Raw genomic sequence first — 12,327 nt, forward strand, 5'->3', positions numbered from 1 at the left:
ACGCGGCCCCTCTGTTTTTCGCGCTATCCTGGGAGGCCCTCGATGAGGACGAAGGTGGTGGACTCGCCGAGGCGCAGCTGGTCGCCAGGGGCCACCTCCACGGGGGCGGCCTGCCACTTCCGACGCTCGGCGGCGGGCGGCTCCACCGTCATCTCCTCGCCGGTGAGGCCGCTCACGAGCACCGTGCCGTTGCGCGAGCCGAGGCCCTCGACCCACCAGCGCCCCGCGTTGTCGCACCAGAGGCGCGCGTGCAGGCCCGACACGTCGGGGCCCACCTTGCTCACCGCGCCCTCGCCGAGGGCCAGGGCGCCGATCTGCGTGCCCTCCTCGCTCGGGGCAACCCAGTGGGGCTCTCCCACCACCAGGCTGCCCTCCAGGCGCAGCAGGCCGAGCCAGGGGGCGGTCGCCGCGTCGAAGGCCTCCTGGCGGGGAGCCAGCGCATCGGCGGCGGGCGGCGGCGTCATCAGACCGCTGCCGAACATGGAGAAGGCGAAGCCCTGCGTCTCCGTGGCGGCGCGGCCCACGTCAGCTGTGCACGCGGCGGTGATCATCAGCACGAGCGCCGCCTCCGCCCGCTCGGTCTCCGAGAGCGACTCCTCCTGGCGGATGCGCTCCATCAGATTGCGGTAGACGGTCGCGTCCTGGCCGGCGGCCTCCAGGGCCCGATCCATGGCGCGTCCCTCCTTGCCGAAGACCACGGCCATCACATCAGAGCGCCCCCGCGACGAGCGCCTGGCCGAGCTCAGCCGTGCGGCCAGGCGCAGGGCCCCGGCCGTGTAGTCGCAGAACAGGTGGTCGCCTAGGGATGCGACCGGCGCGTGCACCACGAAGCGGGAGAGCCACGTGCGATCCTCCACGCGGCTCTGGGGGCTGTGCCCATCGGCGAGGGGCCTCCCGGAGAGGATCATGGTGGCCAGCTCCCGATTGCTCACGCCGCCGTGGCGCTTCATGATGTCGAACAGCACCGCGACGGGGGTGCTCGCAGCAGGACTCATCGCATCTCCTCAGGAACGGGATCATCGAACTCGTAGACGGCCTCCGGCTCGGCCGGGGCGCCATCAGCGTGGGCCGCTGGCGCGCCTGCGGTCAGCGCCGATGCGTCAGCGGCAACCAGGGAGCGCGCCTCCGCGGCGGCGGGATCTGCGCCCCAGGGCAGCACGGGGCGCCGGGCGGGCCCCTCCCCCGCCTTCTTCGCCGCCGGGCGCGGCGCGCAGGGCGGGGCCAGGGCATAGTCAGCCGCGAACAGCGGCATCGGCGCCACGACGGCCATGAGCAGCGCGCCGAAGAGGGAGTCGCGCACCTCCGGCGCCGGCCAGCTGCCGAGGGCCACCAGAACCGCCGCCGCAACGCCGACAGCAAGCGATCCGGCGACGGCCCGGATGAGGCCGGCGCCCGACCAGCGCGCCCGACCGCGGGTCAGCAGCCCCGCCAGGCACGGCGCCAGGAGCACTACCGAGGTCGCGGCTCCCGGCAGCGGCCCCGACCACCAGGGGTCGCCGGCCGGCAGGCTCACCGCCATGCCGTCTGTCAGCAGTCCGGCGGACGCCGCCACAGACGCCACCAGGGCCGCGGAGACAGCGCCGATCATACCCCGGGCCACCTTGCGGCCGAGGCCGCGCCGTCTCGGCGAGCCTCCCTCGCCATCGGGGCCGCAGGGCGCGAGGGGCTCGCCACGCAGAGCGCAGCCGATGTTGCCCGCGTAGTTGCGGCAGAAGCGGTCGAGGGCGTCGCGCAGGGCGGCCGCTGACGGCCGCCGCTCCTGGTCAGGCGAGAGGGCTGCTTCCAGCAGCGGCTCCAACTGGGAGTCCACCGAGGTGAGCGCCAGGCGCACCGCGTTGCCTGAGGGCGCGCTCTCCAGGGCCGCCGACGCCTGGCCCACCGCCACGGCCACCTCCGGCTCCTGGCCGAGGATGCCGGCGATGTCCGCCGCCGCCCCATGGGCGCCGCACAAGGGCTCGAAGGCGAACTCCGTCTTGATGCGGTAGGCGGAGCGGTGCCCGCGCTCGGCGCGGCCGGCAAAGCTGAGGTCGTAGGGCGGGTGGCCCTCCAGCAGCCGGTAGAGCACGCTCGCGGCCGCGTAGACGTCCACCGCCGGCGAGTGACGCAGCGCCTCGGCGGCGGCCACGTCCTCGGTGAGCATCTCCGGCGGGGCGTAGTCGGCGGTGGCGCCACGGTGCTCGCCGAGGCGCCCGGTGACGGCGGTGCTGCCTTCGTCGAGCACCGCCGAGGAGCCGAAGTCGATGAGACGCAGCTCGAAGACGCCCTCTTCCACTTGGTCGCATAGCGAGAGGCGCGCGGTCTCCACCATCACGTTGGCGGGCGAGATGTCCCGGTGAGCCAGGCCGCACTTCAGCAGGTCCATGCGGGCGAGCAGGTCGAACAGATCGCGCCCGATGCGGGCGGCGGTGAGGGGGCTCAGGCGCCCGGCATCGTCCACGGCCAGCTGGCGGGCCGCGCGCTCGAGCGTGAGCCCCTCGATCCACTCCATGACCACCACGGGCACGCCATCCGCCAGGCCGCGGCCGTAGAGCCGAGGGAACCCGCGCAGGCCACTCAGCCGCTGGTGCGCGCGGAACTCCTCCTCGAACGTCGCGCGGAGCGCTGCCTCGGCAGCCTCGTCGGCGCCCTCGGGGAGCACCAGGAACTTGAGCGCCAGGCGCTCTCCCCGCGGGTTGGCGGCCCGCAGAACCCGTCCGACGCCGCCGCGGCGCTCGGAGGCCTCGTCGACGAACACGGTGGTGAACCGGCGCAGGTAGCCCTCCCGCGCGCCGTCAGCCAGGTACTCGACCGGCTCGAAGCCCTCGATGCGCACGAGCGACATCGCGGACGCGGGCTCGGCGGGATGGGACACGCCGACGTTGGCCGGCTGCGCCATGAGCAGGGTCGCGTCGCTCACAGGCGTATCTCCGCGGCCGTCTTGCGGTACTGGTCCCAGCTGACGGGATTGCCCGTGCTGGAGCTGTAGGGCAGGTGCGCGCTCCACGCCTGCACGTCGTTGTTGGGATCCTCGTTGCGGACGTTGGCCTCCCACGCCTGGGACAGCTGGGACATCAGGGTCTCGAGCCGGCTGTAGGCCTCGGTCATCTTCACGTAGGCGCCGTACCAGCGGGACTGCGACCAGACCTGCATGCCGTCGCTGCTGTTGCAGACCGCGCGCATGCGGTCCGACACCCGGACGAGCCGCTCGTGGATGGGGTAGATCTCCTCCGCGCAGCCCTGGGCGGCGGCCTTGCGGGCGCCGTAGTCCATCGACCGGCTGAGGCTCTCGTACTGCTTGATGCGCGACCAGACCTTGTCGGAGCAGGCCTGCAGGCCCGCCAGCTCCTCGACGAGCACCTGGTGGATCTGGGCCTCCATGGCCTCGGGAACCGGGCCGCCCTGCTCGGGGGAGAGCACGGGCTCTGGCTCAGGTTTCGGCGCCGGCGCGGGCGCGGGATCGGGAGTCGACCCAGCGGAGCCTTCGGGCGGGGTCGTGGTCGTCGGCATGTCGGCGGAGGCGCCGCCCGAGCCGCTACCGCTCGAGGACGCACCTCCGGAGGAGGGCGTTCCGGACGAGGAACCCCCGCCGGCAGAGGCGCCCCCGGAGGCCGCATTCGCGGCCGAGCCGAGCCCGCCGAGGCTGGCGAGCGGCCCTCCCGATCCGCCGGTGGGAAGGGAAAGCCCCAGGGCACCGCCTGCAGCCAAGGCGCTCGTGCCGGGAAGGGCGGCCCCTGCGTCTGAGCCGCCTGCGGCTGCGGGGGCCATGCCGCCCTCCGTCTGGGCCAGGCTCCCGTCGGCCGATGCCGTGGCCAGCTCGCCGTCGACTGTCCGCTCCGTTCTCCCGAGCGGCCCCCAGGGGACATAGCCGCCTGACGAGCGTCCCTGGCCGGCCATCATCTGCAGAAGCGGGCTCTGCGCTGCAAGGCCGGGAAGCGCCTGGGCATAGGTCAGCACGCCGGCGCCGGCAACGACGAAGGAGAAGGCAAGCACCGCCAGCAGCTTGGGAGTCAGGGAGGCGCGTGCGAAGGCGCGGCCCGCAATCGGCCACGACCGAGAAAGCCTGCTCACGAAATCACCCCATCTTCCCCTGATCGTCGCGGAAGCGCCGCGGTTTCCCTTCTCCTCCGCGCACCCGACGCGCTCGATGGGGAGAGTGTAGCACGAAGCCGCGCCGCCGCGGTGGGCGCGGAGCCGTTCGCCAGCATCGCGGCGTTGGCGGGTCGGCGAGGTCGCGAAGTCTGCGGGTCGTCGCCCCCGACTCCGTGCCCGGCGTACCCGGGGCCCACGGCTTCGCCGGCTAGGGGCTTCGCCGTCGGATGCGCTCCCCCTTCGTCCGGCGGATGCCGTAAGAAGAAAGTTTGACAGCAAATTCCGACGGTTTGTTGCGCAACAAGTCAGGGCGGCGTGCAAAACTGGCCAAAAAAGACGACCTGACGACGAATTCAGGGCGAAGGCGGGCGCGTGGCGCGGAAAGAGCCCGCGGCTGCTGAGCGTGACCTGGGGTTTTGCGTAAGGCACCGCGGGCAGGCGCTCACAGAGGGCCGACCTTCGTCGTCAAGTCGTCTTTTTTGGCCAGTTTGGGCCGACGGTCTGCGCAAGGCGACGAACAGCCGGCGAAGAAGTCGCCTCCGGCGGCGCCGGGCAAGCGTCCCGCCCGCGGCCTCAGAGCCGCGTCCAGGCGGCCCGCACGCAGGTGGACGGGCGGGGGGAGGCTCCCCCCCGCCCTACTCCCCGGCCAGGCGGTAGCTCACGAGGGAGGGGCGGCCCGTCCAGGGGTCGGGCTCGATGAGCGCGTCGAGACCGAACACGTCGCGCAGCAAGGGGGCGGTCATCACCTCGGCGGGGGTGCCGGCGGCACGCACGGTCCCGTCGCGCAGCGCGATCATCCAGTCGGCGAAGCGCGCGGCCAGGTTGAGCTCGTGGATGACGAGCGCGATGGTCTTGCCCTGCTCGCGGTTGAGGGCGCGCAAGAGCTCGAGCACCTCCAGCTGGTGGGCCATGTCCAGGTAGGTGGTGGGCTCGTCGAGCAGGATGAGCCCGGTGTCCTGGGCCAGCGCCATGGCGATCCAGGCGCGCTGGCGCTGGCCGCCGGAGAGCGCGTCGAGGGAGCGGTCGGCGAACGCGTCCAGGTGCGTGAGGTCGAGGGCCCAGTCGATGATGGCGCGGTCGTCGCGGGTGAGCCGCCCGAGCCCGCGCTGGTGCGGATAGCGCCCGTAGGCCACCAGCTCGCCCACGGTGAGGCCGCCGGGGGCCTGGGGCGACTGGGGCAGGAGCGCCATCTGGCGCGCCACCTCGACGGTGGGCAGCTCGGCGATGGCCTGCCCGTTGAGGTAGACCGCCCCGCCGCGCAGGGGGATGGTGCGCGCGAGCGCCTTGAGCAGCGTGGACTTGCCGCAGCCGTTGGGGCCGATGACGGCGGTCACGCGCCCAGCGGGCACGGCCACGTCCATCGGCTCGATGATGACGCGCTCGCCGTAGCCCACCGAGATGTCCTCGCCGCGCAGGGCCGCCTCGGCGAAGCGCTCGCAGGAGCTGTCGCAGCCCTCGCAGAGGGCGGGCTTTGCCTCGGCGCTCGCGGCCGGGGCGGGGCCCGCCGCGCGCTCAGGCGCGCTCGCCTCCGGGCGCCTGCGGCCCCCGGCCGCCCCCTCGCGCTCTGGGGACGCGCCAGACCGCGCGATGCGCTTGTCCATGGCCTTCTCCTTCCTCACGACTTCGCCAGCAGGTACAAGAAGTAGGGCGCGCCGATGACGGCGGCCACGATGCCCACCGGTATCTCGTTGGGCATGAGCAGCGTGCGCGACACGATGTCGGCGGCCAGCATGAGCACGGCCCCCACGAGCACGGTGGCGGGAATGAGCACGCGGAAGTTGGGACCCACCAGGCGGCGGGCCAGGTGCGGGCAGACGAGCCCCACGAAGGTGAGGCCGCCGCCCACCGCGCAGCACAGCCCCGAGCAGCCTACGGCCACGGCGAGCAGGCCGGCGCTTGCGCGGCGCACGTTGACGCCGAGGCCCGTGGCTGCCGCCTCGCCGAGGGCCAGCACGTTCAGGGTGCGCGCCGCGAAGAGCGCGATGGCGACGAGCGCCCCCAGGCCCACGGCCAGCATGGCCACGTTGGGCCAGGTGGCGCCCCAGATGCTGCCGGCCAGCCAGTTCTGGACGAAGGCGTAGTCGCCGTCGCCCATGCGCAGCATGAGCAAAGACGTGACGCTCGAGAGCCCCGTGGCGAGCGCCACGCCGATGAGCAGCAGCCGCTTGGGCGAGGACGCCCCGCGCACCACCGACAGCCGCCAGCCGAGGAGCGCGGTGATGAGCGACCCGGCGAAGGCGAGGGCCGGCAGCGCCACCCCCGCAGGCAGGATCCCGGCGGGCGCGAACACGATGAAGGCGGCCACGAGCAGCCCGGCGCCGGCGTTGATGCCGAGCACGCCAGGATCGGCCATGTCGTTGCGCGACACGCCCTGGAGCAGGCAGCCCGCCACGGCCAGGCCGATGCCCACGAGCATCGAGGTGAGCACCCGCGGCAGCCGCAGCTCCACGAGGGTGTAGGCGAGCGACTGCGGGGCAGTCCCCGTTATGACCTGGCCCAGCTCCTCAAGCGAGATGCTGCGGTAGCCGGCGTTCACGTCAGCCCAGAGCGCCAGGGCCGCCAAGACGGCGAGCACCGCGAGGACGAGGGCCGTGCGGACCCTTCTGCGCGCATCAGCCAAGGCCGGCCTCCTCCCTGCGGGCGCACCAGATGAAGAACGGCACGCCGATGGCGGCGAAGATGAGCCCGATGGGCACCTCGCCCGGTGCCGCGAGCGTGCGGGCGAGCACGTCGGCCACGAGCATGAAGAAGGCCCCGCCCACGATGGAGGCGGGGATGACGGCGCGGTAGTCGGCGCCCACGAAGCGACGCACCACATGGGGCACCATGAGGCCCACGAAGGCCACCGGCCCGGCGAGCGCCACGGCCGCGCCGGCCAGCACCAGCACCGCTGCCAGGCACAGCGTCCGCGAGCGAGCCACCGGCACGCCGAGCCCGAGGGCCGCCTCCTCGCCGAGTGAGAGCACCGCCACGCGCCGCGAGAGCACGCAGGCGGCGGCGAGGGCTGCCAGGATGAAGGGGGCGGTGAGCGCGAGCGACTCGGCGCGAATGCCGGCCACGCCGCCTGCCGTCCAGAACGTGAGGCTGTAGCCGATGTTGAAGAAGATGGCCACGCCCTGGGCGAGCGCCGTGAGGAACAGGCCCACGGCGCAGCCCGCCAGCACCAGGCGCACCGGATCCACGTCACGGCGCCGGAAGCTCACGGCTCCGTAGACCACGGCAAGGGCCAGGGCAGCGCCGACGAAGGAGCAGAGCGCCACGCCCGAGAAGCTCATCCCCGGCAGGAGCGCCAGGCAGAGCGCGAGCGCGAAGGCCGCGCCGGCATTGATGCCGAGGAGCCCCGAGTCGGCCAGGGGGTTACGGGTGACCCCCTGCATGACGGCGCCGGCCACCGCGAAGGCGGCCCCCACCAGCACGCAGCCTAGGGTGCGCGGGCCGCGCAGCTCCAGCACGGCCACGTGCTGCTGATCAGCCAGGTCGGGATTCACGAGCGCGCTGATCACCTGGTCGGGCGGGATGGGGGTGCTTCCCAGGAACAGGGAGAGCCCGGCGGCGAGGGCCACCGCCACGGCTCCCCCCACGAGGAACAGCGATGTGCGCAGGCGCGGCACGGACGAGCGCTCCAGGTGCCTAGGCCGCGCTGCCGCCGTGGGCGCGGAAGAAGTCGGTGAAGATCTCCAGCTGGTTGGTCAGCGTGATGGGGTCGCGATGCATGAAGGCCACCTGCTCATAGGGCATCACGCGGCCGGCCTGCACGGCGGGCAGGTTCTGCCACAGCTGCGAGTCGTCCACGTAGGCGCTGTCGGCGCCGTCGAGCACGCCGTAGCAGATGAAGTCGCCGGCGTACTGCGGCAGAGCCTCCACCGAGATGACCTCGTAGGCCTCATCGCCCTCCACCATCGGGCCCTGGATGGCCGCGGGCGCCTTGAGCCCCCACTTGTCGTAGAGGATCGAGCCGCCGCGCGCGAAGTGGCTGCCCATGACGTAGATCTCCTGGGGCCACACCTCCAGGATGGACACGGTGCGGTCGCCCACGATGCGGACCATCTCATCCTTGACCGCGTCCACCTTGTCGTTGAACTCGGCGATGTAGGCATCCGCAGCCTCCTCGCGGTTCACGAGCGAGGCGAGGTAGCGGAAGAGGTCCTCGTCGGAGCGCGTGCCGTCGGCGACGTAGACGGTGGGCGCGATCTTGGCGTACTTGTCGTAGTCAGCCTCGGTGATGGTGATGATGAGGTCGGGCTGCTTCTCGGCGATCATCTCGAGGGAGGTCTCGGCCGACACGGTGTTGAGCGGCTCGATGCCGTCGCACAGCCCCGCGAGGAAGGGGTTGTTGAGCGCGTAGGGCGAGGCGATGACCGGCTTCACGTCCACGGCCAGAAGCTCGCCGAGGTAGTAGTCGGAGACGATGACCTGGGGATCGGCGGGAATCTCCACCGGGCCCTTGTCGGTGTCGACGGTGCGGGTGGCCGACGCTTGCTTGCCGGATTCCCCGGCGTTGGAGCCAGCCGACGAGGCTGCCCCTCCCCCGCCCGAGGAGCAGCCGGCCAGGGGGACGGTGAGGGCCGCGGTCGCCATCAGCGCCGCGAATGATCGACGGGTCATCGACTTCATGGTGTTCCTTTCGCTCGGGGCATCGCACGCGGCCGGCGGCCAGGTTCTGCGCCTGCCTCGCCCACCTACGGTGCGCCGCCTATATTGTTTACCAAATATAACTTATGGTGTCACAAATTACCCGAAGTTTACTTTTCTTCACGAATCAGCCAAAACCATCGGACGAGCGCTATTGTACGGGTGCTTTCCCGGCCGTCGGGAACCTGTTAATCCCCTGGGGCGGAACCGTAGCGCGCTCGGGGGATGTTCTTGGCCATTTTTGCCGTGGTTTACGCTGACTTTGCGAACCCGGTAACGCAGCAGCGAACTCGCCGCAACGCTGACCTGGGAAAACGTCTGGCCGAATGAAGGGGAATCCAGTTTGAGGGGCTGATGGCTGCGTAAACCAGGGTGTTTTTGGCCAGAAACTCGAGATCCCCGCGTCGAGCGCAGGCCAAGGGCGGCGCAAGCCCCCCCAGAGGGTGCAAAAAAAGGCGGCCCCGCAACAGGGGCCGCCTCCTCAGGCCAGTGAATGGACGCGAGGCGCTACTCGACGATGGCGCCGTCCTCCATGGTGGCGTAGCCGGCCACGTAGGTGTCGGTGGCGCGGCCGGTGAGCTCAGCGCCGATGAAGCCGGAGTTCACCGCCTTGGAGAGGAAGTCGCCCTCCTCGACGACCCACGTAGCGGCGGGGTCGATGATCGTCAGGTCGGCCACGGAACCGGCCGCCAGCTTGACGGGCTCCTCGCGCAGGATGGCGCGCGGCGCCACGGCCATGAGCTCCACCAGGCGGTCGTAGCCGATGACGCCGGCGCCCACCAGGTGGGTGAGCACGAGCGCAAGCGAGGTCTCCAGGCCAGTCATGCCGAAGGGCGCCAGCTCGAACTCGCGGTCCTTCTCCCAGGCGGTGTGGGGCGCATGGTCGGTGACGATGGCGTCCACCGTGCCGTCGGCCACGCCGGCCACGAGCGCCGCGGCGTCCTCGGCGGTGCGCAGCGGCGGGTTCACCTTGAGCGCGGTCTGGTACTCCGGCCCGATGGCGTCCTCGGTGAGGAACATATGGTGCGGCGTCACCTCGCAGGTGACGGGCAGGCCCTCGGCCTTCGCGGCGCGCACCAGGTCAAGCCCGCGGGCGGTGGTGACGTGCTGGATGTGCAACGGGCAGCCGGTGAGACGGGCAAGCGCGATGTCGCGGGCGATCTCGATCTCCTCGCCCTCGGCCGGCCAGCCGAGCATCCCCAGGCGGGTGGAGGCCACCCCCTCGTTCACCTGGCCGTCACCCACGAGCGCGTCGTCCTGGCAGTGCACCATCACGGGCACGTCGAACTGCTTGGCGTAGTCCATGACACGGCGCATCATGCCGGCGTCCTGGATGCCGCGGCCATCGTCGGTGAAGGCCTGGGCGCCGTGGGCGCGCATGTCGCCCATGTCGGCGAGCGTGTCGCCGTCGAGGCCCTTGGAGCAGGCGCCGGCCACGATGACGCGGCACTTCCCCACCGCCGCCGCGCGGGCCTTCACGTACTCGACGCCGAGCGCGTTGTCGATGACCGGCGAGGTGTTGGGCATGGCGCAGACCGCGGTGAAGCCGCCGTGGGCGGCGGCGCGGGTGCCCGACGCGATGTCCTCCTTCTGCTCGAAGCCCGGCTCGCGCAGGTGCACGTGCATGTCCACCAGGCCCGGGACGATGACCTTGCCGGAGAGGTCGCGCTCGACGCCCTTCTCCATGACCAGCTCGTGGCCGATCTCGACGATGCGGCCGTCGCGGATGAGGATGTCGGCCACCTCGTCGAGGCCGACCTGCGGGTCGATGAGGCGGGCGCCTTTAAGCATCAAAGCCATCGTTGGAACCTCCTAGCAGAAGATAGAGAGCGGCCATGCGCACGAGCACGCCGGCGTAGACCTGGTCGAGGATGACGGAGCGCTCGGGATGGTCGGCCATGAAGCTGTCGAGCTCCACGCCGCGGTTGATGGGGCCGGGATGGCAGACGAGCGCGTCGGGCTTCATGAGACGGTCGCGCTCGCGGGTGAGGCCGAAGAGCTGGTTGTACTCGCGCAGCGACGGATAGGGCGCGCCCTCGAGGCGCTCGCGCTGGATGCGCAGCATGTAGACGACGTCCAGCTCGGGCAGGGCCTCGTCGAGGTGGTAGGTCACGTGATCCGCGCCGAGCACATCAGGACGGGCCGGCATGAGGGTGGGGGGTGCGATGACCGTCACCTCGCAGCCCATGATCTTGAGGGCCGGGATGAGCGAGCCGCACACGCGCGAGTGGCCGATGTCGCCCACCACGCCCACGTGCAGCTTGTCGAAGGAGCCCTTCTTCTCCCATATGGAGTACAGGTCGAGCAGGGCCTGGGTGGGATGCTGGTGCTTGCCGTCGCCTGCGTCGATGACCGACACGCCGGAGACGTCGGCGATCTTGCGGGGCACGCCGGCGTGCTTGTCGCGCACGACGATGCAGTCGATCTTGTAGGCGCACAGCGTCTCCACCGTGTCCACGAGGCTCTCGCCCTTCACCGTGGAGGTAGACGATCCGCCGAAGTTCAGCGAGTTGGCCGAGAGGCGCTTCTCGGCTATCTCGAACGACGAGCGCGTGCGGGTGGACGGCTCGTTGAACATGTTGACCACGGTGAAGCCCTTGAGCGTGGGCACCTGCTTGATGCGACGCTCGTTGACCTGCTTGAACTTCTCCGCCGTCTCGAGCATCAGCATGAGGTCGTCTGCGGAATACTCGGTGATGTCAATCAGATGCTTGTGGGAAAACGACATCCCTTACTCACCTCCGGTCTTCTGGATGGGCGCGGCGCCGGCGCGGTCGCCGGGGCCCATGGCCAGGATCTCGACGGCCGAGGTGCCGTCGATGTCCTTCAGGAACAGGCGCACGTTCTCGTCGGAGGACGAGGGGACGTTCTTGCCGACGTAGTCGGCGCGGATGGGCAGCTCGCGGTGGCCGCGGTCCACGAGGACCGCCAGCTGGACGGCGGCCGGGCGGCCGATGTCCATGAGGGCGTCGAGCGCGGCGCGGATGGTGCGGCCCGTGTAGAGGATGTCGTCGACGAGGATGACGGTCTTGCCGTCGATGTCGAACGGAATGTCGGTGGAGTGGACCTCGGGCGCGAAGTGCGTCATGAAGTCATCGCGGTAGAAGCTGATGTCGAGCGCACCGAGCGGGACGGCCACCCCCTCGATCTCCTCGATCCTGCTCGCCAGCATCTTGGCGAGCAGATCGCCGCGCGTGACGATGCCCACCAGGGCGATGTGCGCGGCTCCCTTGTTGGTCTCGAGGATCTGATGCGCCATGCGCGTCAGCGATCGCTCGATCTCATCGGCGTCCATGCAGATGGACTTGACGGTTCCTGCGTCGTTCATACACACTCCCTTCTCAGTCGAAAGTGCGTACAGGCGAAACCGGCCGTACCTCCGGCGCAAGCGCTGGCTCGGGCGGCGCAGGGCAAAAAAAACAAGCCCCGTCCCCTCTGGGCCAAGGCTTCCTCCGTCGTGCCCCTCTCAGGGGGCGGTGGTGCGTGCCTTGTCGGTCTCTCTGTACCGCATTTAAAGGACGCTGCCAGTATGCGCCCCTCCCGCCCGAAGCGCAACCCCCGAAGTTGTGTTTTTGCGGGAGGGGCGCGCCAACGCCCCGCCAAGGGCGCCGAAAGGGCGCGTCCCGG

The 12,327-nt window shown here is 71.0% G+C and carries 10 protein-coding genes; all 10 read right to left on the reverse strand.

The window, feature by feature from the left end; translation table 11 throughout:
- Nucleotides 1–23: 23 nt before the first annotated feature.
- Nucleotides 24–995 carry an FHA domain-containing protein gene (locus AC6I0Y_RS05545; RefSeq protein ID WP_497730013.1) on the reverse strand — a complete coding sequence of 324 codons (972 nt, stop codon included), beginning with the start codon at nucleotides 993–995 and terminating at the stop codon, nucleotides 24–26.
- Entirely contained in the window at nucleotides 992–2,896 is a 1,905-nt protein-coding gene (locus AC6I0Y_RS05550; RefSeq protein ID WP_497730015.1) for a protein kinase domain-containing protein, read from the reverse strand. The genes AC6I0Y_RS05545 and AC6I0Y_RS05550 overlap by 4 nt, the downstream gene beginning before the upstream one ends.
- The gene (locus AC6I0Y_RS05555) at nucleotides 2,893–4,047 is read right to left on the reverse strand and encodes a hypothetical protein (RefSeq protein ID WP_497730016.1); all 1,155 of its coding nucleotides are present in this window, start codon (nucleotides 4,045–4,047) and stop codon (nucleotides 2,893–2,895) included. Before AC6I0Y_RS05555 ends, AC6I0Y_RS05550 begins: the two co-directional genes overlap by 4 nt.
- Before the next feature lie 656 nt (nucleotides 4,048–4,703).
- A complete protein-coding gene (locus tag AC6I0Y_RS05560; RefSeq protein ID WP_497730017.1) occupies nucleotides 4,704–5,669 on the reverse strand; it encodes an ABC transporter ATP-binding protein in 966 nt (321 codons plus the stop codon).
- A 14-nt stretch (nucleotides 5,670–5,683) separates the two neighbouring features.
- The gene (locus AC6I0Y_RS05565; protein ID WP_160707438.1) at nucleotides 5,684–6,688 is read right to left on the reverse strand and encodes a FecCD family ABC transporter permease; all 1,005 of its coding nucleotides are present in this window, start codon (nucleotides 6,686–6,688) and stop codon (nucleotides 5,684–5,686) included.
- Complete coding sequence (locus AC6I0Y_RS05570) at nucleotides 6,681–7,679, reverse strand: FecCD family ABC transporter permease (protein WP_497730019.1); 999 nt, start codon at nucleotides 7,677–7,679, stop codon at nucleotides 6,681–6,683. The genes AC6I0Y_RS05565 and AC6I0Y_RS05570 overlap by 8 nt, the downstream gene beginning before the upstream one ends.
- Nucleotides 7,680–7,698: 19 nt before the next feature.
- Nucleotides 7,699–8,682, reverse strand: a complete 984-nt coding sequence (locus AC6I0Y_RS05575; protein WP_497730021.1) for an ABC transporter substrate-binding protein — start codon at nucleotides 8,680–8,682, stop codon at nucleotides 7,699–7,701.
- A gap of 525 nt (nucleotides 8,683–9,207) precedes the next feature.
- Nucleotides 9,208–10,500 (reverse strand): dihydroorotase, encoded by a 1,293-nt coding sequence (locus tag AC6I0Y_RS05580; protein WP_497730023.1) that lies wholly within the window; start codon nucleotides 10,498–10,500, stop codon nucleotides 9,208–9,210.
- Nucleotides 10,484–11,428, reverse strand: a complete 945-nt coding sequence (locus tag AC6I0Y_RS05585; RefSeq protein WP_160707444.1) for an aspartate carbamoyltransferase catalytic subunit — start codon at nucleotides 11,426–11,428, stop codon at nucleotides 10,484–10,486. Before AC6I0Y_RS05585 ends, AC6I0Y_RS05580 begins: the two co-directional genes overlap by 17 nt.
- Before the next feature lie 3 nt (nucleotides 11,429–11,431).
- Nucleotides 11,432–12,028 carry a bifunctional pyr operon transcriptional regulator/uracil phosphoribosyltransferase PyrR gene (pyrR, locus tag AC6I0Y_RS05590; protein WP_160707446.1) on the reverse strand — a complete coding sequence of 199 codons (597 nt, stop codon included), beginning with the start codon at nucleotides 12,026–12,028 and terminating at the stop codon, nucleotides 11,432–11,434.
- Between the last annotated feature and the right edge of the window lie 299 nt (nucleotides 12,029–12,327).

This window comes from Adlercreutzia sp. St.1H8 (assembly GCF_059728655.1).